Source organism: Streptomyces sp. NBC_01224 (assembly GCF_036002945.1).
Taxonomy (GTDB): domain Bacteria; phylum Actinomycetota; class Actinomycetes; order Streptomycetales; family Streptomycetaceae; genus Streptomyces.
In genome coordinates this window covers 8,040,410-8,066,228 of the sequence record NZ_CP108529.1, presented here as the reverse complement: position 1 = coordinate 8,066,228, position 25,819 = coordinate 8,040,410, and the positions used below count along the sequence as shown (strand labels likewise).

At 70.1% G+C, this 25,819-nt stretch carries 29 protein-coding genes; 17 read left to right on the top strand and 12 right to left on the bottom strand.

Translation table 11 applies throughout. The features are described from left to right. Positions 1–13 precede the first annotated feature (13 nt). Positions 14–1,147, bottom strand: coding sequence for a PLP-dependent cysteine synthase family protein (locus tag OG609_RS36635; protein ID WP_327276758.1), 1,134 nt, complete (start codon positions 1,145–1,147; stop codon positions 14–16). Positions 1,148–1,355: 208 nt separating this feature from the next. Here OG609_RS36635 and OG609_RS36630 point away from each other — a divergent pair, with 208 nt between their 5' ends. Both OG609_RS36630 and OG609_RS36625 read left to right on the top strand, forming a co-directional pair. Continuing rightward, complete coding sequence (locus OG609_RS36630) at positions 1,356–1,673, top strand: hypothetical protein (RefSeq protein WP_093900577.1); 318 nt, start codon at positions 1,356–1,358, stop codon at positions 1,671–1,673. A gap of 184 nt (positions 1,674–1,857) precedes the next feature. Continuing rightward, complete coding sequence (locus tag OG609_RS36625) at positions 1,858–2,379, top strand: ATP-binding protein (protein WP_327276757.1); 522 nt, start codon at positions 1,858–1,860, stop codon at positions 2,377–2,379. A gap of 63 nt (positions 2,380–2,442) precedes the next feature. On the opposite strand, the gene OG609_RS36620 is transcribed toward OG609_RS36625, so the two are convergent. The 3 genes from OG609_RS36620 to OG609_RS36610 are packed head-to-tail and all read right to left on the bottom strand — an operon-like array spanning position 2,443 to position 6,096. Then, complete coding sequence (locus OG609_RS36620) at positions 2,443–5,013, bottom strand: ABC transporter permease (protein WP_327276756.1); 2,571 nt, start codon at positions 5,011–5,013, stop codon at positions 2,443–2,445. Positions 5,014–5,017: 4 nt separating this feature from the next. Then, a complete protein-coding gene (locus tag OG609_RS36615; RefSeq protein ID WP_327276755.1) occupies positions 5,018–5,809 on the bottom strand; it encodes an ABC transporter ATP-binding protein in 792 nt (263 codons plus the stop codon). Continuing rightward, positions 5,806–6,096: an SHOCT domain-containing protein gene (locus OG609_RS36610; protein ID WP_327276754.1), complete on the bottom strand. Its 291-nt coding sequence runs from the start codon at positions 6,094–6,096 to the stop codon at positions 5,806–5,808. Before OG609_RS36610 ends, OG609_RS36615 begins: the two co-directional genes overlap by 4 nt. 201 nt (positions 6,097–6,297) lie before the next feature. Between OG609_RS36610 and OG609_RS36605 the strand changes: the two genes are divergently transcribed. Genes OG609_RS36605 through OG609_RS36590 form a run of 4 tightly spaced genes read left to right on the top strand, consistent with a single transcriptional unit; the run spans position 6,298 to position 8,781 of the window. Further along, positions 6,298–6,867 carry a TetR/AcrR family transcriptional regulator gene (locus OG609_RS36605; protein ID WP_327276753.1) on the top strand — a complete coding sequence of 190 codons (570 nt, stop codon included), beginning with the start codon at positions 6,298–6,300 and terminating at the stop codon, positions 6,865–6,867. A 21-nt stretch (positions 6,868–6,888) separates the two neighbouring features. Next, positions 6,889–7,284, top strand: coding sequence for a (R)-mandelonitrile lyase (locus OG609_RS36600; protein WP_327276752.1), 396 nt, complete (start codon positions 6,889–6,891; stop codon positions 7,282–7,284). Positions 7,285–7,294: 10 nt separating this feature from the next. Further along, entirely contained in the window at positions 7,295–7,876 is a 582-nt protein-coding gene (locus OG609_RS36595) for a DUF4865 family protein (protein WP_327276751.1), read from the top strand. Continuing rightward, on the top strand, positions 7,870–8,781 hold the full coding sequence (locus tag OG609_RS36590; RefSeq protein ID WP_327276750.1) for a phosphotriesterase family protein: 912 nt from the start codon (positions 7,870–7,872) through the stop codon (positions 8,779–8,781). Before OG609_RS36595 ends, OG609_RS36590 begins: the two co-directional genes overlap by 7 nt. 25 nt (positions 8,782–8,806) lie before the next feature. On the opposite strand, the gene OG609_RS36585 is transcribed toward OG609_RS36590, so the two are convergent. Then, positions 8,807–10,021 carry an ROK family protein gene (locus tag OG609_RS36585; protein ID WP_114243126.1) on the bottom strand — a complete coding sequence of 405 codons (1,215 nt, stop codon included), beginning with the start codon at positions 10,019–10,021 and terminating at the stop codon, positions 8,807–8,809. 121 nt (positions 10,022–10,142) lie between these two features. Here OG609_RS36585 and OG609_RS36580 point away from each other — a divergent pair, with 121 nt between their 5' ends. From OG609_RS36580 to OG609_RS46370, 4 genes are all read left to right on the top strand, one after another. Continuing rightward, complete coding sequence (locus OG609_RS36580; protein ID WP_327276749.1) at positions 10,143–11,357, top strand: MFS transporter; 1,215 nt, start codon at positions 10,143–10,145, stop codon at positions 11,355–11,357. Between the two features lie 80 nt (positions 11,358–11,437). Beyond that, a complete protein-coding gene (locus OG609_RS36575) occupies positions 11,438–11,806 on the top strand; it encodes an SCO4225 family membrane protein (RefSeq protein WP_327276748.1) in 369 nt (122 codons plus the stop codon). Positions 11,807–11,827: 21 nt separating this feature from the next. Continuing rightward, a complete protein-coding gene (locus OG609_RS36570) occupies positions 11,828–12,583 on the top strand; it encodes a maleylpyruvate isomerase family mycothiol-dependent enzyme (RefSeq protein WP_327276747.1) in 756 nt (251 codons plus the stop codon). A 96-nt stretch (positions 12,584–12,679) separates the two neighbouring features. After that, the gene (locus OG609_RS46370; protein ID WP_442818104.1) at positions 12,680–13,000 is read left to right on the top strand and encodes a hypothetical protein; all 321 of its coding nucleotides are present in this window, start codon (positions 12,680–12,682) and stop codon (positions 12,998–13,000) included. A gap of 99 nt (positions 13,001–13,099) precedes the next feature. On the opposite strand, the gene OG609_RS36560 is transcribed toward OG609_RS46370, so the two are convergent. From OG609_RS36560 to OG609_RS36550, 3 genes are all read right to left on the bottom strand, one after another. After that, complete coding sequence (locus OG609_RS36560) at positions 13,100–13,765, bottom strand: response regulator transcription factor (RefSeq protein ID WP_327276746.1); 666 nt, start codon at positions 13,763–13,765, stop codon at positions 13,100–13,102. Continuing rightward, positions 13,762–15,003 (bottom strand): sensor histidine kinase, encoded by a 1,242-nt coding sequence (locus OG609_RS36555; RefSeq protein WP_327276745.1) that lies wholly within the window; start codon positions 15,001–15,003, stop codon positions 13,762–13,764. The genes OG609_RS36560 and OG609_RS36555 overlap by 4 nt, the downstream gene beginning before the upstream one ends. A gap of 104 nt (positions 15,004–15,107) precedes the next feature. Further along, a complete protein-coding gene (locus OG609_RS36550) occupies positions 15,108–15,824 on the bottom strand; it encodes a TetR/AcrR family transcriptional regulator (RefSeq protein WP_327276744.1) in 717 nt (238 codons plus the stop codon). 129 nt (positions 15,825–15,953) lie between these two features. Between OG609_RS36550 and OG609_RS36545 the strand changes: the two genes are divergently transcribed. After that, complete coding sequence (locus OG609_RS36545) at positions 15,954–16,406, top strand: nitroreductase/quinone reductase family protein (RefSeq protein ID WP_327276743.1); 453 nt, start codon at positions 15,954–15,956, stop codon at positions 16,404–16,406. Positions 16,407–16,460: 54 nt separating this feature from the next. Here the strand turns inward: OG609_RS36545 and OG609_RS36540 are convergent, their stop codons facing one another. Next, positions 16,461–17,675, bottom strand: coding sequence for a geranylgeranyl reductase family protein (locus OG609_RS36540; RefSeq protein WP_327276742.1), 1,215 nt, complete (start codon positions 17,673–17,675; stop codon positions 16,461–16,463). Positions 17,676–17,858: 183 nt separating this feature from the next. Between OG609_RS36540 and OG609_RS36535 the strand changes: the two genes are divergently transcribed. The 4 genes from OG609_RS36535 (at position 17,859) to OG609_RS36520 (ending at position 20,595) form a co-directional block, all read left to right on the top strand. Further along, complete coding sequence (locus OG609_RS36535; protein ID WP_327276741.1) at positions 17,859–19,223, top strand: dipeptidase; 1,365 nt, start codon at positions 17,859–17,861, stop codon at positions 19,221–19,223. 162 nt (positions 19,224–19,385) lie between these two features. Beyond that, a complete protein-coding gene (locus OG609_RS36530) occupies positions 19,386–19,607 on the top strand; it encodes a hypothetical protein (protein ID WP_327276740.1) in 222 nt (73 codons plus the stop codon). Next, positions 19,592–19,822 (top strand): hypothetical protein, encoded by a 231-nt coding sequence (locus tag OG609_RS36525; protein ID WP_327276739.1) that lies wholly within the window; start codon positions 19,592–19,594, stop codon positions 19,820–19,822. The genes OG609_RS36530 and OG609_RS36525 overlap by 16 nt, the downstream gene beginning before the upstream one ends. A gap of 62 nt (positions 19,823–19,884) precedes the next feature. Beyond that, the gene (locus tag OG609_RS36520) at positions 19,885–20,595 is read left to right on the top strand and encodes an MBL fold metallo-hydrolase (protein ID WP_327276738.1); all 711 of its coding nucleotides are present in this window, start codon (positions 19,885–19,887) and stop codon (positions 20,593–20,595) included. On the opposite strand, the gene OG609_RS36515 is transcribed toward OG609_RS36520, so the two are convergent. Then, on the bottom strand, positions 20,554–21,591 hold the full coding sequence (locus tag OG609_RS36515) for an NUDIX hydrolase (protein WP_327276737.1): 1,038 nt from the start codon (positions 21,589–21,591) through the stop codon (positions 20,554–20,556). The genes OG609_RS36520 and OG609_RS36515 overlap by 42 nt on opposite strands. A 208-nt stretch (positions 21,592–21,799) precedes the next feature. On the opposite strand from OG609_RS36515, the gene OG609_RS36510 reads away from it, so the two are divergent. Together OG609_RS36510 and OG609_RS36505 are read left to right on the top strand one after the other, a co-directional pair. Beyond that, a complete protein-coding gene (locus OG609_RS36510; RefSeq protein ID WP_327276736.1) occupies positions 21,800–21,976 on the top strand; it encodes a hypothetical protein in 177 nt (58 codons plus the stop codon). Between the two features lie 716 nt (positions 21,977–22,692). Beyond that, entirely contained in the window at positions 22,693–23,700 is a 1,008-nt protein-coding gene (locus OG609_RS36505; RefSeq protein ID WP_327276735.1) for a zinc-binding dehydrogenase, read from the top strand. 284 nt (positions 23,701–23,984) lie between these two features. Here the strand turns inward: OG609_RS36505 and OG609_RS36500 are convergent, their stop codons facing one another. After that, positions 23,985–24,908 (bottom strand): carbohydrate ABC transporter permease, encoded by a 924-nt coding sequence (locus OG609_RS36500; RefSeq protein ID WP_385655782.1) that lies wholly within the window; start codon positions 24,906–24,908, stop codon positions 23,985–23,987. Next, positions 24,905–25,819, bottom strand: a complete 915-nt coding sequence (locus tag OG609_RS36495; protein ID WP_114243146.1) for a carbohydrate ABC transporter permease — start codon at positions 25,817–25,819, stop codon at positions 24,905–24,907. The genes OG609_RS36500 and OG609_RS36495 overlap by 4 nt, the downstream gene beginning before the upstream one ends.

Genomic DNA, 25,819 nt, shown 5'->3' with positions numbered 1-25,819 from the left:
CGTCCCGTCCGGGCTATCCGGGCCAGTTGCCGTCGGCCAGGAAGGAATCGATGGTTTCCGTGTACGGGGCGATGTCCAGGCCCTGTTCGGCGAGCCAGCTGTCGGAGTAGTACTTGTCGAGGTAACGGTCGCCCGGGTCGCAGATCAGGGTGACGATGCTGCCGGTGCTGCCCCGCTCGACCATTTCGGCGACCAGTTTGAACGCGCTCCACAGCCCGGTGCCGGTGGAACCGCCCGCCTTCCGGCCGATGGCCTTCTCCAGGGTGCGCACGGCCGCGACACTGGCCGCGTCAGGCACCTTCATCATCCGGTCGATGGCCCCGGGCACAAAGCTCGGCTCCATCCGGGGCCTGCCGATGCCCTCGATCCGGGAGCCGCAGTCACTGGTGGCCAGGGGGTTGTGGTGGGTCCAGCCGTCGAAGAAACAGGAGTTCTCCGGGTCGGGCACGCAGATCCGGGTGTCGAACTGCATGTAGTGCACGTAGCGGGCAATGGTGGCCGAGGTGCCGCCGGTACCGGCCGTGGCGACGATCCACGTCGGCTCCGGGTAGCGCTCCAGTCCCAGCTGCTGGTAGATCGACTCGGCGATGTTGTTGTTCCCGCGCCAGTCGGTGGCCCGTTCGGCGTAGGTGAACTGGTCCATGTAGTGGCCGCCGGTGTCGGCGGCGAGCCTGGCGGACTCCTCGTACAACTTCCGTGAATCGTCGACGAAGTGGCAGCGGCCGCCGTGGAATTCGATCAGGCGGCACTTCTCGGGGCTGGTGGTGCGGGGCATCACGGCGATGAACGGCACACCGATCAGCTTGGCGAAGTACGCCTCCGAGACGGCCGTCGAACCGCTGGACGCCTCGATCACCGGCTTGCCCGGCCGGATCCAGCCGTTGCAGAGCCCGTAGAGGAAGAGCGAGCGGGCCAGCCGGTGCTTGAGGCTACCGGTGGGGTGCGTCGACTCGTCCTTGAGATAGAGGTCGATGCCCCATGCCTCGGGCAGCGGGAAGCGCAGCAGATGGGTGTCGGCGGAGCGATTGGCGTCGGCCTGGACCTTCCGTACGGCTTCCTTGAGCCAGGCCCGGTACTCGGGGTCGGAGCGGTCGATGTCGATGGTCGCCGTGGCCCGGCCGTCGTCTCTGTGCATTGCGGTGCCCATCAGCGCGTTCCTCCTCGTGTCGCCGTCACTCTCCACCGTCAACGATATTCCGTCTACCTGCACAAACGTTCGCTTTGGTGGTCCATAGCCCTGCCTTGGCGTTGGCGGGTGGGGCAGCTGTGACATCGACTCGCGACGCGCCCTGGCGCGTCGGCCCCGGCTTGTGCAGACTGCCCATCAGAAGTGTTACGAAGGGGGCGAAGCAGTCATGCCGGAAACGGAGTTCAGTGCGACGGGGGTAAGGATCGAACGGTGGGCCCGTTCGCTCACGAGGGCGGGGCAGGTGATCGTCAAGGACGGCAGGCTGGCTCTGCTGACCAGTTACGGCCGGGAGATCGACAGCGCCCCGGTGGGGGCGGTGAGCGCGGGCAGGCCGTGGTTCGCCGGAGCCGGTGCGGCCGTGGCACGCCTCAACGGGACGCGGTACCGACTGACGATGGGGCAGCGCAATCACGGTCCGGACAAGGCCGGGCCGGCCCACAGATTTCTCGAGACGCTGCGCAGTGCGGGCGGCCGGATGATCTGACCGGGCGCCGCCGGTACACCGCGAGTTGCGCAGCCGTGCCCCCTGAGCGACATTGGTCACACATCACTCATGGTTTACCGACGGTGACATTGTGATCCGCACCGCCGGAGCCGAATCAGCAGCCAGTCATCTGCTGGATCGTTCCTTCGTCTTCTTCCGGACCTAATTTCGGGGAGTCGCAGCCGTGATCAGCGAGCCGAGCAGGCACTGCACAGTGGAGCTCCAGGCCCTGCCGTCGCGGATCGGTCAGGTCCGCAGAATCGTTTCGGCGCAGCTGCGCTACTGGCATCTCGATCCTCTGATCGACCATGCGGCGCTCGGCGTCACAGAACTGCTGACCAATGTCCACCGGCATGCCCAGCCGGACAAGTCATGCACCGTCGAGATCGAGTTGCTGCTCGAACGCCTGACGGTGTCCGTCCACGACCACGATCCACGGCTGCCGACCGTGCGCGAGGCCTCTGCGTCCAGTACGTCGGGGCGCGGGCTCGCGCTGATCGCCGCGGTCAGCGAGAGCTGGGGGGTCTGCCCCAGGGGCGGGGCCGGGAAGGTTGTCTGGTTCACTCTTCCGGCGCCTTCCCTGTTCGCCGCACAACCGCTGCACGCGGTGTACGGGGCAACCACTGACGGACCTTTCGAGCCGGACGCCGTCACGTACCTGGAGAGCAGGACGCCCTCCGTCGCTCGGTCGTCGGTGGTCGGCTAGCAGCGCCGGCGGAAAGTGGAGCGGGGCGCCGGACGGCGCCCCGCTCCACTTTCCGCTGTCACGCTATTCGGCGGCGATCGCGCGGAGCACGTCCAGCCGTGCCGCCCGACGGGCAGGCCGCCAGCCCGCCAGCGCCCCGGCGGTGATCCCCACGAGGGCCACCACCAGGAGCCGCAGTGGCGGCAGCGCGAAGGCGAGGGCGGTGTCGCCCGTGCCTACGGACGCCTTGACCAGCACCCAGCCCAGGACGCCGCCGAGCAACAGGCCGCCGGCCGTGCCGAACGCTGCGACCAGAACGGATTCCCAGCGGACCATGGACCGCAGCTGGCCCCTGGTCTGTCCGACGGCCCGCAACAGGCCCAGTTCCCTGGTGCGCTCGTAAAGCGCCAGGGTCAGCGTGTTGGCGATGCCCAGCAGCGCGATCAGTACGGCGAGTGCGAGCAGGGCGTAGACCAGTGTGAGCATCATGTCGATGCCTCCGGCCGAGGACTGCGCGTACTCGCTGCGGGTCTGTACATCCGGGTTGCCGTACGCCGCCGCGGTCTTCGCGACCGCCGCTTTGCCGTCGGCGGTGGTGACACCGGGCTTGAAGGAGACGGCGATCAGCGAGTCGGAGTCCTGCGCACGGTGCGGGGCCCAGGCCAGGCGGGTGATGACGTAGTCGCCCGCCAGTTCCGACCGGCCATAGACGGCACGGACCGTGAAGTTCTGCTGCGTGCCGTCGGTGAAGGCGAGCCGTGCGGTGGAGCCGGTGTGCAGACCGCGCTTGCCGGCCTCCGTGTCGGACACGGCGATCCCGTTCGCGCCCAGCCCCTTCAGCGATCCGTCGACCCGGCCGAGGTCGAAGACCCTGCCGAGCGCGGCCGGGTCGGTGACGGTCAGCGCGCGTCCCGCACCGTCGACCTCCGCGACCCCCTTGCCGAGACCGACGGCGGTCGCGACCTCCGGCAGCCGGTCGACGGCCGGGGCCAGCCGGGGGCTGAGGCCGCTGCCGCCCGCTCCGAAGGCGGGAGCGCTGATGGCGACATCGCCCGCGAAGGAGCGGTCGACCGTCCGGTTCATGGTGGCCTTCAGGGAGGCGCCGAAGACGGTGAAGAGGGAGACCACGGCGACGCCGATCATCAGTGCGGTCGCGGTGGACGCGGTCCGCCGGGGGCTGCGCAGGGCGTTGCGCCGGGCCAGTCGGCCCGTGACACCGTGCAGTCGGTCGAGCGGGGCGCCGAGGAACCGAACGGCGTACGAGGAGGCGACCGGTCCGAGCACCACGAACGCGGCGAGTGCCGACACCGCACCGGCGGCCGACAGCCAGACGGACACACCGGCCAGGGCGCCGGTCAGGATGGTGCCGAGGGAGGCCACCAACACCACGAGCCCGGCGAGGGCACGGGCCCGGGACGCCGCGGAGTCGTCGACAGCGCTCTCGCGCAGGGCGGCGAGCGGAGCGGTGCGTCCGGCCCGGACGGCGGGCAGGAGGGCGGAGCCGAGGCAGACGAGGAGGCCCACGGCGAGCGGCAGCAGCAGGGAGACGGCGCTGATCACCAGCGCTCCCTCGGGGAACGGGAATCCGACGGCGGGGAAGAGCGCCTGCAGTCCGGCGGCGATGCCGATGCCACCGGCCAGACCGGCGGCGGAAGCGATCACACCGACCGCGGCCGCCTCGACGAGGGTGGAGCCGACGACCTGCCTGCGGGAGGCGCCAAGGGCGCGCAACAGGGCGTTCTCGCGGGTCCGCTGGGCGACGACGATCGCGAAAGTGTTGTGGATGGAGAAGGTGGCGACCAGCAGCACGATCCCGGAGAAGACCAGTAGCAGCGTGGTGAACACGCTGAGGAAGGCACCGGAGATCATGTCCCGGTTCTCGGCGGCCGATGCCTGTCCGGTGATGGCCTCGACGTCCTTGGGCAGTACAGGGCGCAGTGCGTCGACGAGTTCCTGCTGGCTGGTGCCGGGGCCTGCGCGCACCTGGATGGTCGATGCCTCGCCGGGCTTCGGTGTGAGGTACTTCTCGGCATCGGCCTGCGTCATAGCGGTGTAGGTGACCTGACCCATGCCGTCCTGGCCGCCGAAGGTGGCCAGTCCGACGATCGTGACGTGCACGGGGTCGGGGGTGCGCAGCACGGTCGTGTCGCCGATCCCGAGCCCGCCCCGGTCGGCGGTGCCGCGGTTGATGACGACCTCACCGGGCGCGGACGGGGCGCGTCCGGCGGCGAGCCGGTACGGATTGAGCTTCGGGTCGTCGATCCAGTTGCCGGCGAGGGTGGGCGGCCCCTGACCGCCGATGGGTTTGCCGTCGGAGCCGATGAGCTGGCCGGCGCCCTGGATGTCGGGGGCCGCCGCGGCGACGCCGGGGGTCTGCTCGATCCTCTTCACGAGTGCGGTGCTCACCGGCTGCCGGCTGCCCTGGGACTCACCGGCGACCGTGACCACATTGGAGCTGCGCACGACGGCGTCGGTACCGGCGGTGGCGTTGCCGAACAGGGTGTCGAAGCTCGCGCGGAGGGTGTCGCCCATGACGAGCGTCCCGGTGAGGAACGCGACGCCGAGCAGGACGGCGACGAACGTACCGGCGAAGCGGCGCTTGTGGGCGCGGAGCGAGGAGATGCTCAGGCGTACGGAGGCCCGGGTGCTGGTCATGTCGTCACCGCCTGCGTGACGGGTGGGGGGCGAAGGACTTGAAGCGGTCGAGCACGCGCTCCGCCGTGGGATCGGGCATCCGGTCGACGAGCCTGCCGTCGGCGAGGAAGACGACCTCGTCGGCGTGGGCGGCGGCGACCGGGTCATGGGTGACCATCACGACCGTGCGGGCTGTCTGCCGGACGGTTCGGCCGAGCAGCCAGAGCACCTCCTGGCCGGCACGGGAGTCGAGGTTGCCGGTCGGTTCGTCGGCGAAGACGACATCGGGACTGCCCACGAAGGCACGCGCCACCGCCACCCGCTGCTGCTGCCCGCCGGACAGTTCGCCGGGCCGGTGGTGCAGCCGGTCCCGCAGTCCGACGGTGTCGACGAGTGCGTCGAGCCACTCCGGGTCGGGTCGCTCCCCGGCGAGATCCAGAGGGAGGGTGATGTTCTCGGCGACGGTGAGCGTCGGCAGGAGGTTGAAGGACTGGAAGACGAAGCCGATGCGCCGTCGGCGCAGCAGGGTGAGCCTGCGGTCGTCGAGGGCGCTGATGTCGGTGTCGCCGATGAACGCGGAGCCGGAGGTGAGGGTGTCGAGTCCCGCCGCGCAGTGCATCAGGGTGGATTTGCCGGAGCCGGAGGGCCCCATGATCGCGGTGAAGCGGCCGGCCGGGAAGTCGACGCTCACCCCGTCGAGGGCCCTGACCCGGGTGTCGCCGGTGCCGTAGAGCTTCACGGCGTCGACGACCCGGGCAGCGGAGGCGGCAGAGGTGGACGTGGTGGTGGGCTCGGAGGTGGGGACTGTGGTGGTCATGCCACTCCTCCCTTGCTGCCGCGGCCGAACTGTTCGTCGAGGACGGAGAGCCGGCGCCAGTACTCGTCCTCGTCGACCTCTCCGGCCGCGAAGCGGCGGCCGAGCAGGGTGATCGGTGACGCTTCGGCGGGTGCTTCCTGAGTGGTACGGGCCTGCCAGGGGCCTCGTCCGCCGCGCCGAACGGTACGGCGCAGCAGGGTGACGCCGCCGATCACGACGGCCGCCCAGAAGAGCGGGAAGAGGAGGATCCAGGGTCCGGGTCCACCGCTGTACGCCAGGGTGTTCATCTCGGTCAACTCCCTCGGTTCAGGGTTCGCGTGCAGGTTTTCCTGACGATTCCGAGCCTGGCCCCGGGAGGGGGTCCGAGTCGTCGTACGGCCAGCGGCCGTGCGTGTACCCCCTCGGGAGTACGTGGCGGATCTGCGGCTGCTTCCGCCGGCGGGCCGAGTTCATTGGATTCTGTACCTACTAGTATGTACAGTCGAGTCATGACCACTCCGGACCGTCTGATCGAAGCCACCCAGGAGCTCCTGTGGGAGCGCGGCTATGTGGGCACCAGCCCCAAGGCCATCCAGCAGCGGGCGGGCGCGGGCCAGGGCAGCATGTACCACCACTTCGCGGGCAAACCCGATCTGGCGCTCGCGGCGATCCGTCGCACGGCCTCGCAGATGCGCGAGACGGCCGGACAGTTGTTCGATGGTCCGGGAACGGCGTACGCGCGGATCTCGGCATACCTCCTGCGCGAGCGCGATGTGCTGCGCGGCTGCCCGGTCGGCCGGCTGACGATGGATCCGGATGTCATCGCCAGTGACGAGTTGCGTGCACCGGTCGACGAGACGATCGGCTGGTTGCGCGGCCGACTCGCCGAGATCATCCAGGAGGGCCTGGACCAGGGCGAGTTCACCCGTCCGCTGATTCCCGAGGACGTGGCGGCGACGATCGTCGCGACGGTGCAGGGCGGCTATGTGCTGGCCCGCGCCTCCGGTTCGACGGACGCCTTCGACGCGGGCGCGCGTGGACTGCTCTCGCTGCTCGCCGCCGGTGACACCGCCGCCTGACACTCGAGGAGCACAACGCACATGCACATCACGAGAAACCGTCCCGATACCTCCGCCGGGCCGGCCGAGCATTTCAACGGCACCGTCCGGCTCGACGAGATCGCGGCACCCCGGGCTCCCTCCAGGCTACGGATGTTCAGCGTCCACTTCACCCCCGGCAGCCACACCTCCTGGCACCGGCACCCACGCGGTCAAGTCCTCCATGTCACTGAGGGCGAGGGCCTCGTGCAGCGCCGCGGCGGTCCGGTGGAGGCGATCCGGGCAGGCGACACCGTCTGGATCGAGCCGGACGAATGGCACTGGCACGGCGCCGCACCGCACACGTTCATGACGCATCTCGCCGTCGTCGAGGCTGCCGAGGACGGCACCACCACCGACTGGCACGAGCGGGTCGAAGTCGCCGCATACCCGGTCTGAGGAGCACCCGATGCATGCCATGCAGTACGAGATCACCCTTCCCGCCCACTACGACATGGGGATCATCCGCAACCGCGTCGCGACGAAGGGCCACCTCCTGGACAATTTTCCGGGCCTCGGCATCAAGGCATACCTGATCCGCGAACGGGGCGAGTACTCGCCCGTGAACCAGTACGCGCCCTTCTATCTGTGGGCGACGCCGGAGGGCATGAACTCCTTCCTCTGGGGCCCCGGATTCCAGGGCATCGTCCAGGACTTCGGGCGCCCCGAGGTACAGCACTGGACCGGACTGGCGTACGAGGAAGGGCCCGCGTCGGCCGCACTCCCCCGCACGGCCACCCTCCATCGGGCAGCCGTCGCGGCCTCCGTCGCGCCCGCGGACGCGGTAGAGGCCGCTCTTGAGGAGAGCCAAGGACTGGCGAAGACACCCGGAGCGGTCGCCACGGCACTGGCGGTCGACCCCCGCCACTGGGAACTGCTCCACTTCACGCTCTGGGCACAGGAAGCCCCCGAGGCGCCCGGTGAACGGTACGAGGTGCTGCACCTGAGCGCTCCGGAGCGGGAGCGATTCGGGGAGGGACGACAGTGGTAGCGACCGTCCGCACGGTCCTCGGCGACATCCCCGCAACGGAGTTGGGAGTCTGCGACGCACATGACCACCTCTTCCTGCGCAGCCCCCTCCTCCCGGGCCAGGAACTGAACGACGCAGAGCGGGCGGCCGACCGGCTGTGCGCCTTCCGCGAACTGGGCGGCCGGGCAGTGGTGCAGTGGACTCCGTACGGGATGGGGCGTGAGCCCGAGGCCCTGGCGGGGCTGGCCCGTTCGACGGGCTCGCATGTGGTGGCGGCGACCGGGCTGCATCAAGCGGCTCACTACCCGGCGGAGTTGCTCGGCCGCCTACGGGACCATCTCGCCGAACTCTTCGTCTCGGAACTGACCGAGGGCATCGGCTCCACGGGCGTACGCGCGGGTCTGATCAAGGTCGCCGGCGCCTTTCACGGCATCGACACCCATGCCCGGTTCACGATGACGGCGGCAGCACTGGCTCACCATCGCACCGGTGCGCCGATCGCCGTCCACCTGGAGCTGGGCACGGCGGCTCTCGACGTACTGGACCTGCTCTGCGGGGAGTTGGAGGTCGCGCCGCAGCGGGTGATCCTCGGCCATCCGGGCCGTTCACCGGACGGGGTCGTACAGCGTGAGGCGGCACGGGCGGGCGCGTTTCTCGCGTTCGACGGTCCGTCGCGGGCCAATCATGCGACGGACTGGCAACTGCCCGAGCAACTGGCCGCCCTCACCGAGGACGGCTTCGGCGGGCAGTTGCTACTGGGCGGCGACACGACAGTGCCCGAGACCCCGGGCATGCCGTATCTGCTGCGGAGGTTGCGCCCTCGCCTCGAACAGGCCCTGGGGAGGCAGGCGTTGGACGGAATCCTGGTGGGTAACGCAGCACGGGCGTTCGCGTGGAGGACGTCTTCGGTCCTGTCCGACGGTTGAGGACAGTGCGGGCCCGAGGCCCCCGTCACGCAAGCGCGGCCAGCGGATCGTCCAGCACCGGCTGCCAGGCCAGTTCCGCCGCCCCCACCAGGCTGTTGTGGTCGAGCGTGCACGGCAGGATGGGCACACTGCCGCTGCGCCCCCACAGGCTGCGGTCGGCCACCACCGCACGCAGCCGCTCCGGATCCGCGTCGAGAAGTGCACGGTGCAGTCCGCCGAGGATGATGCGATCAGGGTTGAGGATGTTGACCAGCCCGGCGAGCCCGAGGCCGAGCCGGTCGATCAGCTCCTCGGCCGCGCCCCGTACCGCCGCGTCCTCGTACTCCGTACGCAGCAGATCGCCGGCCTGCTTGAGCAGCGACTCCTCCGGACCGGGTTCGCGACGGGCGGCGATGAGGAAGGCCAGCGGGTCGGTCTCGACGTCCAGGCAGCCGCGGCCGCCGCAGTGGCACGGGCGGCCCTCGGGGTTCACCGTGAGATGGCCGACCTCCAGCGCGAGTCCCGAACTCCCGGTGTGCAGACGGCCGTCGAGGACCAGGGCACCGCCCACGCCTCGGTGACCGGTGGCCACACAGAGCAGATGCTGGGCACCGCGCCCGGCACCGTGCCGGTGTTCGGCGAGCGCGGCAAGGTTGACGTCGTTCCCGGTGAACGCGGGTCCGGGGATGCCCGCTTCCCGTACACAGGCGGCGAAGATCTCTCGCACCGGGGCGCCCGCCGGCCAGGCGATGTGCAGCGGATTGAGCGCGGTGCCCTCCGGTTCGGCGACCGCGGACGGCACCGCTAGGCCCGCACCGACACAGCGCAGTCCGCTGTCCCGCAGCAACCGGGCACAGTCGTCGACCACTTCACCGATGACCTGCGCCGGGTCCGCCGTGACGGTGACACAGCCGGGCGCGGTGGCGACGAGCCGTCCACCGAGCCCGACGAGCGCGGCCCGGAACCCGTCGGCGTGCACCTGCGCGGCGATGGCGACGGGCCCGGACTCCCGGATGGCCAGCCGGTGCGAGGGGCGGCCCTGCGACCCGGCGGCGGAGCCCGGCCGGGAGTCGACCCGGATCAGGCCGAGTGCCTCCAGTTCCGCGGCGACCGCACCGGCCGTCGCCCGGGTGACCCCGAGCTCGGAGGTGAGGACGGCACGGGTGGGCGCGCGTCCGGTGTGGACCAGTTCCAGCGCGGGTCCGAGCGCGCTGCGGCCCCTCTCCAACTTTGTCCGAGTGGTGGTCACCTTGCCGTTCATGGGGGCGAGTCTCCCACGATCCGGGGGTGCTGCCGACGCCCCGGTGGCGCACTTGTGCCCCTTGCGTCCGCGGCGGGCTGTCATCTTGCGCCCGTTACCCGGACGCCCCTATGCTGAGTTTGTGCCGCAACTAAACAAAATACGGACGGCTCTACCGGGGGGACCGGGCGGCAACACCGCCCCACCTTCGTTGGCCCGCCTCCGTACCGCGCTGACCGTGTTCTTCGCCCTCGACGGCTTCCTCTTCGCCGGCTGGGTGGTCCGCATCCCGGCCATCAAGCACCAGACCGGCGCCTCGGCCTCCACCCTGGGCCTCGCTCTGCTCGGCGTATCCGCCGGGGCCGTGGTGACCATGATGCTTACCGGCCGGCTGTGCCGGCGCTTCGGCAGCCATCCGGTGACCGTGGTCTGCGGCGTTCTGCTACCCCTCAGCATCGCCCTGCCCGCGCAGACGCATTCGGCGCTCGCACTCGGCCTGGTGCTCCTGGTCTTCGGCGCCGCGTACGGCGGGATGAACGTGGCGATGAACAGCGCGGCGGTCGACCTGGTCGCCGCCCTGCGGCGTCCCGTGATGCCCGGCTTCCACGGCGCGTTCAGCCTCGGCGGAATGGTCGGTGCCGGGCTCGGCGGACTGGTCGCGGGCGGCCTCTCCCCCGCCACACATCTATTCGTCCTCACCGGGATCGGGCTCCTGGTCACCGCGGCGGCGGGACCGGTACTGCTGCGCCAACCGGCGCCGAAGCCCGCATCAACGGCCGACGACGCCGAGAAGCCGCAGCGCCCGGACGGGCGGTCCCGCCGCATGGTGCTCCTGTTCGGCGTGATCGCGCTCTGCACCGCGTACGGCGAAGGCGCGCTGGCCGACTGGGGCGCCCTCCATCTGGAACAGGACCTGCACGCCCACCCGGGCATCGCCGCCGCCGGATACTCCCTGTTCGCACTGGCCATGACGGCCGGCCGACTCAGCGGCACGGCACTGCTCGAACGGCTGGGCCAGACCAGGACCCTGGTCGCGGGCGGTGCGACGGCCGCCGCCGGGATGCTGCTCGGCTCGCTCGCCCCGACCACCTGGCTGGCGCTCCTCGGTTTCGCCGTCACCGGTCTCGGTCTGGCCAATATCTTCCCCGTCGCGGTCGGCCGGGCCGGTGAGCTGGCCGGGCCCGGTGGAGTGGCCGCCGCGTCGACGCTCGGCTACGGCGGGATGCTGCTCGGACCGCCCGCGATCGGCTTCCTGACCGACTGGTTCTCACTCCCGGCAGCCCTCACCACGGTGGCACTGCTGGCCACCGCGGCCGCGGCACTGGGGTACGGAGCACGCAACGCGGCGCACACATGAGCGATTAAGCAGCCGTACTCAGGCAGGAACAGCTCCCCGGAGACACGATGGAAGCGTCATCCATCCATGGGGAGCGGGCCATGAACAAGCCGGTCATCGACAGGCAGCACGTCCGCGCGCTCGCGCGCCTGACCTTCGGCAACGCCGCCTCGCTGATCTACCTCGGCCTCGTCCTGGCGGCCGCGGTGTTCGTCACCATGGACACCCTGTTCGTCGCCCACGAGGACGCCTCGTTCGCCGGGGTCTGGCTGTTCCTCCTCGCGGCGCCCACCGTGTTCGTCTTTTTCATCGGCAGCGCACTGTGGGGGGCGGAGGCGGCCGGACCCGCCTGGTTCGTCTACCTCGCCCTGGTCGTGTCCGTACTGCTGCAGTCGCTCGCCCTCGGCTGGTTCGTACGGCTGGTGCGCGGTGGCAGCCGGACTCGCACCGCCCACCCCCAGGGAGCCTGAACCGCTGGCACAATCGAGGCCATGGAGATCACGGACCACATCAAGTCCCTGACCGTCGAGGGGCAGCTGCTGGCGACCGCGGCACAGGAGACGGGAACCGGGGCACCGGTGCCGACCTGCCCGGGCTGGCAGGTACGCGATCTTCTCCGGCACACCGGGATGGTGCACCGCTGGGCGACCGCGTTCGTCGTCGAAGGCCACACGTCGTACCACCCGGACGGCGGGGAGCCGGATCTGGACGGACCCGAGCTGCTCGACTGGTTCCGCGAGGGCCACAGCCTCCTGGTCGACGCGCTGGCGACCGCGCCGGCCGGACTGGAGTGCTGGACCTTCCTGCCCGCGCCGTCGCCACTGGCCTTCTGGGCCCGGCGGCAGGCGCACGAGACCACGATTCACCGGGTGGACGCGGAGTCGGCACGCGGTGGACGGCTGTCACCGTTGGCGGCCGATCACGCGGTGGACGGAATCGACGAGCTGCTGCGCGGGTTCCACGCCCGCCCGAAGAGCAAAGTGCGTACGGAAACGCCGCGTTCCCTGCGGGTACGGGCCACGGATACGGACGCCACCTGGACCGTCCGGCTCTCGCCGGAACCGCCGCAGGCCGTACGGGATGAAACGGTACCCGAAGAGATCCCTGCGGACTGCGAGTTGAGCGCGACGGCCGGGCAGCTCTATCTGACGCTCTGGAACCGGCTGCCGCTCACGGCGATCACCCTGAAAGGCGACCCGGAGCCGGCCCGGCTCTGGTGCGAGAACTCCGGAGTCACCTGGTCCTGACAGCAGGCAGGGGCGCAGCGCCCGACGGGGCGCTCAGTGCCTCGGTTCGTTCAGCATGCGAGCCAGCACCGACCTCTGCAACGGCTTCACCTCGGCGTGACGCGCTCGGCCCTTCGCCGTCAGCTCGACCCGGACGCCTCGCCGGTCCTCGCTGCACATCCCGCGGCACACGAGGTCGTCCTTCTCCGGGCGAGCGACCAGACGGGGCTGCTGCCCGCCCCCATCGCACTGATCGCCCTGGTCGCGGGTCTGAAGCTGATCCCGCGCAGCGAGCGCGAGGACACCCGCGGCGGCTACCTGACCGGGCTGCGGCGCAGCCGGCCCGTGCAGCACACCGTGCTGGTCGCCTCGTCCGAAATGGACCGGGCCGCCGCAGCCGAGGCATCCGCCGCGCAGAAGGTGTCCGTGCGGGACTGACCACCCGGCGAGGGGGAATGTGCGGTGGCCGACGGGGAGTTCTCGCCCGTCGGCCGCCGCACCTGTGCGGGCGGCTGCGCACCCTCCGTCGTGGCCGGGTCAACCGAGCCAGCCGGGGCGTACGAGCCCCGACTCATAGGCGAGCACAACGAGTTGAGCCCGGTCGCGGGCACCGAGCTTCACCATGGTGCGGCTGACGTGGGTCTTGGCGGTGAGCGGGCTGACGACCAGCCGGCGGGCGATCTCCTCATTGGAGAGCCCTATGCCGACGAGTGCCATCACCTCCCTTTCCCGTTCGGTGAGTTCGCTCAGCCCCGTTGCCGCCGCGGGCTCCTTGGACCGGGCCGCGAACTCGGCGATCAGCCGGCGGGTGACCCCCGGTGAGAGCAGTGCGTCGCCGCCCACCACAGCACGTACCGCCCGCAGCAGTTCCTCCGGTTCGGTGTCCTTGACGAGAAAGCCGGAGGCACCGGAGCGGATCGCCTCGAAGACATACTCGTCGAGCTCGAAGGTGGTGAGCATGACCACCTTGACGTCACTCAGCTCAGGGTCCCCGGTGATGGCACGGGTCGCGGCCAGGCCATCGAGATGCGGCATCCGGATGTCCATCAGCACGGTGTCCGGCCGCAGTTCGCGCACCATGCGTACGGCCTCCTCACCGTCGGCGGCCTCCCCCGCCACCTCGATGTCGGGCTGAGCGTCCAGCAGGGCCCGGAAACCGGCCCGGACCAGCAGCTGGTCGTCGGCGAGCAGTACGCGGATCACGTTGTCTCCTCCTTGTGCGCTGCCGCGCCGGGCGAATCGGACGGCAGCGGAAGCTCGGCCCGCACCCGGAAGCCGCCGTTGGCCCGGGGCCCGGCCTCGATCGTGCCACCCAGTGCGGCGGCCCGCTCCCGCATTCCTGCCAGCCCGTTGCCGCTGCCGCCTGCGTCATTGCCGGTGGCCGGTCCTTCGTCATCGATACGGAGCCGGATGTGGCCGGGCTCGTAGCCGATACGGACCTCCGCGGTGCGCGATCCGGAGTGCCGGACCACGTTCGTCAGCGCCTCCTGCACGATCCGGAAGGCGGCGAGATCCGTGCCGGGCGGGACGGCGCCGCGTACGCCATCGGTCTCGACGGTGACGGTCAGCCCGGCGCCCGCCGCCTGTTCGACGAGCTCGGGAAGCCTGTCGAGTCCGGGAGCCGGGGCCCTGGGGGCGTCTCCAGGGGTACGCAGGGTGTCGAGGACCTGGCGGACCTCGCCCAGCGCCTCCTTGCTGGCGGCCTTGATGGTGGTGAGGGCGGTACGGGCCTGCTCGGGGTCGGAGTCCAGCAACGCGAGACCGACACTCGACTGGACGTTGATGACGGAGATGCTGTGGGCCAGGACGTCATGGAGCTCGCGCGCCATCCGCAGCCGCTCCTCGTCGGCCCGGCGCTGCTCCGCGGCCTCCCGCTCCGCGCGCTGATCTGCCCACTGCTCACGGCGCACGCGTACGAACTCGGCGGCGGCGATGATGGCCACCACCCAAGCGGCAACGCCCAGTTCCTGCCCCCAGGCGGCGGGGTGGTCGCCGGAGGGCGGCAGCCACCGGTAGAGCCAGTGAGCCACCAGGACGTGCCCCAGCCACACCATCCCGACTGCCGTCCAAGCGGCCCGCCGGTGCCCGGAGACAACGGCGCTGAAGCAGCCCACGGCAACGGCAAGGAAGACCGGTCCGTACGGATAGCCGGCCGCCAGGTAGATCATCGCCGCAGCCGAACTGCCGAAGACGGCCACCACGGGGTGGCGGTGGCGCAGCAGAAGCACGGAGACGGCCAGGAAGAGCAGCAGCCGCGCAAAGATGTCCAGCGGCGCCCGCTCGTCCATCTGGCCCCGGGCCGCGATCGTCGAACCGACCATGACGACGGCACCGAGCAGGATCGTCGACGGCCAGGGCAGCCGGGACGCGTACTGCCCCGGCGCCCCCGTCAGCCAGCGCGGCGGCCCGCCGTGAGCCCAGTGTGAGCGTTGCTCTTCCATGTCGGCCACGCTAGACCGCGAGCCGCGGCGGAAGCGTCAGCCGGGCGTGGTGATCACCCGTACTCCCTGTGGAGTACGTCGGACGGGGTCGGCGGGGACGGGCCTCATCCTCTCCGGCTGCTTCGGGGGCCGAGCAGGCCGAGCGTACGGGCCAGTTCGGTGACGGCTTCCCGGAAGAAGATCTCCCGGGCCTCCACCACCCGGTTGAACTGGCCGAAGATCTCGAAGGAGATCAGCCCGAACAGCTGCGACCAGGCAGCGATCAGCGGGGCGGCGACCTCCGGAGGAAGGTCGGGGGCGAACTCGGCGACCATCCGCTCGGCCTCGGCGCGCAGCTCCCCGACGAGCGGCGGCAGGGCGAGACCGTCCGTGCGGTAGGCCTCGCCGACGACGGCAATCAGGACGAGGCCGACACGGGAGGCGGGACCGATCGTCGTCTGCGGTGCGCTGTAACCGGGCACGGGCGAGCCGTAGATCAGAGCGTATTCATGGGGGTGGGCGAGGGCCCAGTCGCGTACGGCGTGCGCGACGGCGGTCCAGCGGGTGACGTGGGGGGCGGCGGCGGCACGGGCGGCCCGGTGTGCGGCCTCGGCACTCTCGCCCACGGAGTCGTACGCATCGACGATCAGGGCCGTGAGCAGTTCGTCCCGGCTGGGGAAGTAGCGGTAGAGCGCGGAGGACGCCATTCCGAGTTCCCGTGCCACGGCGCGCAGCGAGAGCTTTGCAGCGCCTTCGGCCGCGAGCTGTTTCCTCGCCTCGTTCTTGATGGCGGCGGTGACCTCGATACGGGCCCGTTCCCTGGCTCCTCGGATAGCGCTCATGGTCTTCAGTCTGCCACGACCGAAGAGCACCGACCAACAACGAGAGCACTGCTCTTGCCATTGAGCACCACCTCCATGCACACTGATCTCAAGCGAGAGCACTGCTCTCAAAACAGTGGGGGAGTCACGATGTCTCAGCCGTACTACCTTCGGGGCAACGCGTTCAACGTCCGGATGAACAGCATCATCGGCTGGCTCGCCCGGCACGGCATCAGCCTTCTCGGCTCGGTCGAGATGTCGGTGCGCGGCCGCAAGAGCGGGCAGATGCAGCGCATCCCGGTGAACTCCCACACTTACGAGGGCACGCAGTATCTGGTCTCCGCGCGGGGCCACTCCCAGTGGGTGCGCAACATGCGGGTCGCCGGTGGGGGCGAGCTGCGGGTGGGCCGGAAGATCCGCACCTTCACGGCCGTGGAGATCGCGGACGACGAGCAGAAGGTGCTGATCGTCCGCGCCTACCTGGAGCGGTGGGGCTGGGAGGTCAACCAGTACTTCCAGGGCATCACCGCAAAGTCCACGGACGCAGAACTCCTGGCCGCCTGCCCCGACCACCCCGTCTTCCGGATCACCGTGGAGGGCTGACCGTGCGGCCCGGCCCGTCCTCGGTGTCAGGTGTCAGGTGTCAGGTGTCAGGTGTCAACGGTCCATCGCCGACAGGGCCCGCTGCGCGAGCGGATGCGTACGGACCAGCTCGGCCAGCGAAGTCGTTCCCCGGGTGATCCCGGCGAACGCGTTCCAGGCCGGGCGGAATCCCGTCAGCACCGCGTGCAACACCCCCGGCCGGCGCTCGAACAGCTTCAGCATGCGCCGTCCGACACCCATCTCGACACCCAGGCCGGCCTTGATGGCGAAGGCGTAGTTGAGCGCCTGGCGTCGGGCGTCCACGGCATCGTGCGACTCCGCGATCCGAACCGCCCACTCACCGGCGAGCCTCCCCGACCGCAGCGCGAAGGAGATGCCTTCGCGGGTCCACGGCTCCAGCAGCCCCGCCGCATCGCCACACACCAGCACCCGTCCACGCGACAGCGGCGAGTCGTCGCTGCGACAGCGCGTCAGGTGCCCGGAGGAGATCTTCGGCTCGAAGCCGGCGAGACCGAGCCGGGCGATGAAGTCCTCCAGATACCGCTTGGTCCCCGCCCCGTCACCCCGCGCCGAGATCACGCCGACAGTGAGGGTGTCGCCCTTGGGAAACACCCAGCCGTAACTGCCGGGCATGGGGCCCCAGTCGATCAGCACCCGCCCCGCCCAGTCCTCCGCGACCGTCTGCGGAACCGGGATCTCGGCCTCCAGACCGAGATCCACCTGGTCGAGTTTCACCCCGACATGGGCTCCTATCCGCCCAGCGCTGCCATCCGCACCGACGACCGCGCGGGCAAGGACCGTCTCGCCGCCGGACAGCACCACGGCGACCGTGCGCCGGTCCGGCACCGCGGCGCCGTGCTGCTCGACCCTCGTCACGGTCGCTCCGGTACGGAGCTCGGCGCCCGCCTTCTGCGCCTCCTCAACCAGCCCCGCGTCGAACTCGGGGCGGTTGATGAGCCCGAAGAGCATCCGCTTGGAGCGGCGGGTCCGCGCCAGCCTGCCATTGAGCGAGAACGTGACCGCGTGAATCCGGTCCCGTAGCGGCAGTTCGAATCCGGGCGGCAGCGAATCACGCGAAAACCCGATGATCCCGCCGCCACACGTCTTGTAGCGGGGCAGTTCCGCCTTCTCGAGGAGCAGTACCCGTCGGCCGGCAACCGCCGCCGCGTATGCCGCGGAGGCTCCGGCCGGTCCGCCACCGACTACGACGACGTCCCACACGGTCGACTCTTCGTGCTCATGTACGGCGTCTGCGTTCTCGCTGCTCACGATGTGCTTCTGCTCCCGATCCCACCAGTGGCCCATGCTGCTCACGGCATCCTACGGCGCGCCCGGCCCGGCCCCCGCTGTGGGAGGATCGACCGTGCGTTCGTCCTACATGCAACGCCGCACACGCGGTGTACATGTGCCCGGATTCGTATACATAACGTCGCACCCACGAGGAGCGTGCCCATGACCGCCCGTCCGATCTCCGAGACCATTGCCTCGCTGATGCCTCGTGCCAAGGCGGAGCTGACCGAGCTCGTAGCCTTCCAGTCGGTGGCGGATCCCGCGCAGTTCCCGAAGAGCGAGTGCGAGGCGGCTGCCAACTGGGTCGCCGACGCGCTGCGCGCCGAGGACTTCCAGGACGTCGCCCTGCTCGACACCCCCGACGGCACCCAGTCGGTGTACGGCTTCCTGCCCGGCCCGGCCGACGCCCCGACCGTACTGCTCTACGCGCACTACGACGTGCAGCCGCCGCTCGACGAGTCCGCCTGGCTCTCCCCGCCGTTCGAGCTGACGGAGCGCGACGGCCGCTGGTTCGGCCGCGGCGCGGCCGACTGCAAGGGTGGCTTCATCATGCATCTCCTCGCCCTGCGCGCCCTCAAGGCGAACGGCGGCGTCCCGGTCTCCGTCAAGGTGATCGCCGAGGGTTCCGAGGAGCAGGGCACAGGCGGCCTGGAGCGGTACGCCGAGGCGCACCCCGAACTGCTGACCGCCGACACGATCGTCATCGGCGACACCGGCAACTTCCGGGTCGGTCTGCCGACGGTGACCGCGACGCTGCGCGGTATGACGATGCTGCGGGTCACGCTCGACACCCTCGAAGGAAACCTGCATTCCGGACAGTTCGGCGGCGCCGCCCCGGATGCGCTGGCAGCGATGATCCAGCTGCTGTCGTCGCTGCGCGACGAGGACGGCACCACGACCGTCGACGGGCTCGCCACGGACGCCGAATGGGACGGACTGCAGTACGCGGAGGCCGAGTTCCGCAAGGACGCGAAGGTCCTCGACGGCGTCGGACTGATCGGCACGGGTACGGTCGCCGACCGGATCTGGGCGCGGCCCGCCGTCACCGTCATCGGTATCGACTGCCCGCCGGTGGTCGGCGCGACACCGTCGCTGCAGGCGAGCGCGCGGGCGCAGGTCAGCCTGCGGGTGCCGCCGGGCCAGGACGCCGCGAAGGCGACCGAGTTGCTGACCGCTCACCTCAAGGCGCACGCCCCGTGGGGGGCCAGGGTGTCGGTTGAACAGGTCGGCCAGGGCCAGCCGTTCCGCGCGGACACCTCCAGCCCGGCGTACACGTCCATGGCGCAGGCGATGGAGGCCGCGTACCCCGGCGAGAAGATGCAGACGTCCGGGATGGGCGGCTCGATCCCGCTCTGCAACACTCTCGCCGCCCTCTACCCGCAGGCCGAGATCCTCCTGATCGGCCTGAGCGAGCCGGAGGCACAGATCCACGCGGTGAACGAGAGCGTGTCACCCGAGGAGCTGGAGCGGCTTTCGCTCGCCGAGGCCCTGTTCCTGCGGAACTACGCAGAGTCCAAGCGGGACTGACTCTGCGTCACCGATCCCGCCGCGTTCCTGCGGATCTCTGGTTCGCAGGGCTCGGCCGGTCCGCCGCTCCGTCCGCGGCGGACCGGGTCCGGACGTGCTCCTCGGGTCGGCCCGGACCACCCGTCATGGGTCGGTCCGGGCCCGGTTTCATAGGATCGGCCCGTGACAACGGGGACAGGGATCGACTGGGCGCCGCCGACGGAGGCCGAACGATTGCTGCAGGAGTCCGGGGCGAGCGGAAGCACGTACGCGGTGCTCGACGCGCTCTCCCACTGTCGGCTCCATGTGATGGTCGCCCGACTGCACGCCGACACCCCCGGTTTCACCGCCCCGCTCCCCTCGCAGTACGGCCCCGTGACCGGCCGGACGTGCGTCCCCCGCTGACGTCCGGCATGTTGCCGCCCTGGCATCCGGACTGGGTGTTCTGCCGGACGACGCTCACGGAACTCGCCGGCCGCTGGCCGGAGAACAAGTGGCGGCTCGGTGTGAACCTCGCGACGCCGTGCGCGATCGCCGTCGAGGCCCGCCCGAAGAACCGCCGGGCGTGGCTGTCCGCCGACGCGCGGTCCGGGGGCCCGCCGGCGCAATCTACGCGCTGAGCGAAGCTCGCCCAGAGCGTAGATCCGGGCGGCGGGCGGATACATCCGCATACGTTCGCCGTATGGATCTCGTCGAGGTACTTCCCCAGCTGCACATGTTCCGCTTCCCCATAGGCCAGGCTTATCTGTGGCGCGACGGCGCGGACCTGACTCTGATCGACGCGGGCGACATCGATGCGGCACCCGCGATCGAGGCCGCGGTGCGCGGCCTCGGCCTGGACCCCGGCGGCATCAGCCGGATCGTCGTCACTCATGGGCATCGCGACCACTATGGTTCCGCCCAGCTGCTCGCCGACCGGCACGGCGCCGAGATCCTGGCCCATCGGCTGGACGCCCCGGTGATCCGTGGCGAGGAGGAGATTGCCGACCCCGCCCTGCTGGACTGGGAACGCCCGTTGTACGAGCATGCGCTGACCGTGCCCCCGGCCCCGCCGACCCGTGTCGACCACGAGCTGGCCGACGGCGACGAGATCCGCTTCGGATCAGGGGCCCGTGTGGTCCACGCGCCGGGCCACACCCCCGGCTCCATCGGTATCCATCTGCCGCACCACGGAGTGCTGTTCACCGGCGACTGCGTGGCCGGGGTCGGTCAGGTGATGCTGGGCGTCTTCAACATCGACCGGGCGCAGGCCGTGGCCTCGTTCCGACGGCTGGCCGCGCTGGAACCGGCCACGGTCTGCTTCGGGCACGGCGATCCCCTCACCGTCGACGCCGCCGCGGTGCTGCGTGCCTCAGCCGACCGGGACTCCGGCCTCCAGGTTGAGCACGGTTGACCGCTCCCGGGCGCGCAGTGCCCAGCGCAGCCGCTCGTACCGGGTCGGAGGAAGCATGGTGGCCGCCTCCTCCTCGGTGACGAACCGCCAGCCGCGCAGTTCAGAGTCGGGCAGCAGCAGCCGTTCGGCGTCCGCACCGGGCAGCAGGCCGCCGTCGAAGAGCATCCGCAGCCCTCCGTAGCCGGGTGGTTCGGGCGCCTCCCAGTCGATGAGGAGCAGTTTCGGCACCCGTTCGAGATGGATGCCTATCTCCTCGGCCACTTCACGGATCCCGGCCTGTGCGGGTGCCTCGCCGGCCTCGACCACTCCGCCCGGGAACTCCCAGCCGGGCTTGTACGTCGGGTCGACGAGCAGCACCCGGTCGTGTTCGTCGAAGAGCAGCACGCCGGCCGCGACGGTCTCGGCAGTCGGCTCGGGCGTCTGCACGATCTCGCATGCGGTGGCCGCCCCCGTGCGGACCGCCTCGGCGATCCGCTCGGCCGTCTCGTGCGGAGTGAGCGCGCTGGTGTCGATGGTGTGGGCGTCCCGGGTGAGCCAGCCGAGCGCCGTCCGGTAGGGCTCGATGTGCTCGTAGGCCCACTGCCGGATCCGCTCGCTGTGCTCCGGGTCGTCGGCGAACTCCACCCGGTCGGCGATCCGTTTGCGCAGGATCGTTTCCTCAGGTGAGAGCAGGACATGACGCACCGGTATGCGCCGGGAGGCGAGCCCTCCGAAGATCTCGTCGCGGTACTCCTGTCGCAGCAGTGTCATCGGCACCACCAGCACCCCGGACACCTCGGCGAGCAGGGCCGCGGCTGTGTCCACCACCAGACGCCGCCAGATCGGCAGGTCCTGGAAGTCCGTCACCTCGGCAAGTCTCTTCTGGGGCAGCAGATACCGCAGCCCTGCGCCGATCAGCTCAGGGTCGTAGAACGTGCTGTTCGGGATCAGATCGACCAGCTCGCGCGCGGCGCTCGTCTTGCCCGCGCTGAACGCACCGTTGATCCAGACGATCACGGTTCCCCCTCTTCCGTAGCCCCCTGTGGCTTGCCCGCAACACCCTGCCGCGAAAACCCGGCTGTGGCGATGCTGTTACCCGAAAGGAATCATCGGATGCCCGTGGACGGCGTACCACGGTGCGATTCCGGCCGTCCGCGCAGCCGTAACGGGGGCGGCGGAGGGTCGTTGGAGCGGACAGGCCGGACCGACGACCAGGGGGTACACCGTGCGTCGCACAGTACTTGAGCGGTTTCCCGCAGGAGGACCGCGAGGCAGCTGGCCCGCGGAGGAATTCGCGGCCGCCCGCCGCTGCGAGGGCATGGCGGCCGAGGTGGTGATGGATCTGGAGCAGGACGCGTTCCTGGTGGTCGTACCGCAGCAGTCGACGGACCGGGGCCACTGAGACACGTCCCGCGGGCACCAGCTGCCGAGCGGGCGCACCCTGGGGGCATGAGCGCCCCGATAGTCGTCCGCGGCCTGTCCCGCACTGGCGGCCCAGGGTCACCATCAACGGGCAGATCGTCGGGCTCGCCCACGACGACCGCGGCTTCGGATCTCCAGCAGAACTCTCGCAACCGGTCATTTATGGGATCACTCAGCGTCCCAACGATCACCCGAGGTCGCGGACAGACGCGCGGAGAACCCCAAGATCCCGAGGCTCGATCCCCGCAACCCCTACCGTTCGGACCGTGGCGCCTCCCACCCTGTTCCACGTCCGGCCCCCCGTCTCTCGCCGCCGCTCCCCGTCGGCTACCAGCCGTGCGCCAACGGCCATCCCGCCCCGGCTGATCGCCGATCCCCGGCGCCGGCCCGCCGGGACGAGACGCGAACCCCTGTGATGCCGATGACGCCGCGGGTGAAGGGTGGTTCATCGCCGCGGACCCCGGCATGCCGAAGGATGGCAAGTGACCTTCTATGCGGGCGACGACGCGGCACGAAGGCAGCCGTGGCCGGCCTGCTGGACCAATTCGGATTCGCCGCCCTGGACCATGGCGGTCTGCGTGAGGGCGGGCAGCTGATGCAGCTGGACGGTGCGCCAGCGGCAAGCACCTGCTGCTGCAGGTCCCCGGCTGACGCCCCGGCCAAGCTCCGCACACACCAACGCGCAGGAGGAGAACCATGAACCGTCGTGTCGTCTACACCCGTGGCGGGTTGCCCGCCGACGTCCTGACCATCATCGAGGAGCCGGAGCCCACAGCGCCCGAGCGCGGCCAGGTCCTCATCCGCACCACGGCCTTCACGGTGCACCCTGGTGATCTCCAGGCCATCGAGGCCTACCCAGGGAAGGCTGCACAGCCGGTTCCGACCGGCCTGGAGGCCACCGGCGTGGTGGAGGCCATCGGCCCGGGAACGCGCGTGGCGCCGGATGTCAAGGTCGGCGGCCGCGTAACGGTCTTCCCCCAACCGGGGGCGTGGTCCCAGTGGATCGTGGCGGACGCCGAGGTGGTCGCCGCCGTACCGGACGAGCTGTCGGACGAGGTCGCCGCGCAGATGCTGGCGAATCCGCTCACCACGGTGATGCTGCGCCGTGAGGCGGAGGAGCACCTGGCCTTCGGTTACGACGGTTGCCTGGTGCAGACCGCCGCGGGCTCGTCGGTCGGGCGGCTGGTGACGGGCGTGTCGCAGTTCCACAACCTGGCGCTCGTCAACGTCGTCCGCAGCGACCGCGGTGCCGCCGAGCTGCGCAAGCGGTTCCCGGACGTGCCGGTCGTGTCGACAGAGCATCCGGGTTGGGCCGACGAGGTCCGCAAGGCAGCCGGTGGCCGTCCGGTAAGTGTGGCCTTCGACCCGATCGGCGGGAAGCTGGCGGACAGCCTTCTGGCCCTGTTGACGCCGGGCGGGAAGCTGGTCAGTTACGGGCAGATCGCCGAGGAGCCGATCTCGGTGCATGCGTCGGCGCTGCTGGACAAGTCGCTGACGCTGCGGGGCAAGAACATCGGCCGGTGGTTGTCCGAGGCATCCGCCGAGAGGCGGGCATCCGACGTCGCGACCGCGAAGCAGATCGCGCTGGGGCTCAAGGACCAGTTCGAGGTGGCCGCTACATACGGCCTCGGCGAGCTGGCCAACGCCGTGGAGCTCGCGGTACGGCCCGGCAAGGTCGGCCTCGTCCTCGTCCGCCCGTGGTAGCCGCCGCCACCTCTTTGAGGCGGCGGCGTCGAGCTGCTGCAGGGGCCTCACCAGTCCCAAGGCCGTCGACACCGCGTCGCGTGCCGAACCCGCCACCGAGGCAGCACGGTTCGGCCCCGCCGACGTACCCGAGATCCTTTCTCCCCGGCCGCCCAGTGGTGGCGGGGTAAGCAACCAGCCGGACGTGCCGACCGCCTCGGAACAGGCCGAGCCTGCCGCCCCGTCAGAGCATCAAAAGGATCTCGTCAAAGTTGGCTCGCAAGGCTGTTTTTGCAGGTCGGTTGCTACCCCTTGCTGGAGCCCAGGGTGAGGCCCGCGATGAAGTGGCGCTGGAGCAGCAGGAAGACCACGAGCGTCGGCAGAGCGACGATCACCGAGCCTGCGGCGAGCAGGTTGTAGTCCGTGAAGAACTGGCCCCTGAGATTGTTCAGCGCCGAGGTGATGGGGAGCTTGTCGCCGTCGGAGATGAAGACCAGTGCCCACAGAAAATCGTTGTACATCCAGGTGAACTGGAGCGTGCCGAGCGCGGCCAGGGCCGGACGGCACAGGGGCAGGGTGATCCGCCAGTACCGGGTCCAGACGCCCGCGCCGTCGACGATCGCGGCCTCCAGGATCTCCTGGGGCAGGGTGCGCATGAAGTTGGCCAGGACAAAGACGCAGAAGCCCAGCTGGAAGCCGATCTGCACGGTGATGACGGCCCAGTACGAGTCGAACATCGTCATCGAGTCGGACATCCAGTAGGGCAGTGGGATGCGGTTGAAGACGACGTACAGGGGCGTGACGATCACCTGCTGCGGCAACAGGTTCCCGGCGGTGAAGAGCATGAGCAGGACGAGCCCGCCGCGCATCTTCAGCCGGGCCAGCGCGAAGGCCACGAAGGAGGCGAGGAAGAGGGTGACGAATACCCCCGGGACCGCGATGATCATGGTGTTGACGAAGTACTTCGTCATGCCGGAGTCGGAGAACGCCTGGCGGTAGTAGTCCAGGGAGAGGTGGCGCGGCAGCGAGAAGTAGCCGTGTGCCGAGGTCTCGTCGTACGGCCGCAGCGAGGCGTACACCGCGAGCAGCAGCGGGGCGAGGAAGGCGAGGGAGACCGCCATCAGGAAGGCGTGGACGCCGATCCTGCCGGGGCGGATCCGGCGCCGGACGGCGGGTGCCGGTGACGCAGGTGGTGCGGTGGGGCGGGCGGGGGCGATGTGGACGGTCAACGGTTCTTCTCCCCTCGGAGCTCCTGGACCAGGTACGTCACGACGAATCCCAGGGAGACGGCCAGCAGGACGACAGCGATGGCGGAGCCGAATCCGATGCGGCTGGCCTCACCGATGATGTTGTCGGTGACGAGCACCGAGAGGAGTTCGAGTCCGTTGCGGCCGTGGTTGACGGCGTACACGATGTCGAAGGCGCGCAGGGACTCGATGACGGTGATGACGCCGACGATGACATTGACCGGCCGCAGCGTGGGGAAGACGATGCGGAAGAAGGTCTGGGCCTCGCCCGCACCGTCGATTGCCGCGGCCTCCTTCAGCGAGGGGTCGACGGCCTTGAGCCCAGCGAGGTAGAGGATCATCACGTAGCCGGTGTGCCGCCAGGCCGCGGCCAGCAGGACCATCCAGATGTTGAGGTTCGGATCGCCGAGCCAGTCGGTCGGCGACTTCGTGTCCCCGATGACCGCGTTGAGGGCTCCCTGGTCACGGGAGAAAATCAGCTGGGCTATGAAACCGACCACGGCGAGCGACAGCACGACGGGCATGTACAGCGTCGACTGGTAGAAGCGGCTGAAACGCACGCCCCTGTCGATGAGTACGGCGAGCAGCAGCCCGAACGGTGCGGCGACCAGGCCCAGGAAGGCGAGCCAGAGCAGATTGTGCCGAGCGGCGGGCCAGAACTGCGGGTAGTTGGTGAAGAGATTCTCGTAGTTCTGCGTACCGACCCACTTGATGTCACCGATGCCGTCCCAGCTCGTGAAGGAGAGCACGACGGAGGCGAGGGTCGGTCCCCACACGATGGCGATGTCGAGCAGGACGGGTATGCCGAGCAGCACACCGAGTACGGCGAGGTCGCGGCCGGTGAACCGCCGCGAGACCCGTCGTCCGGTGCGCCGCGCCGAGATGAACGACAC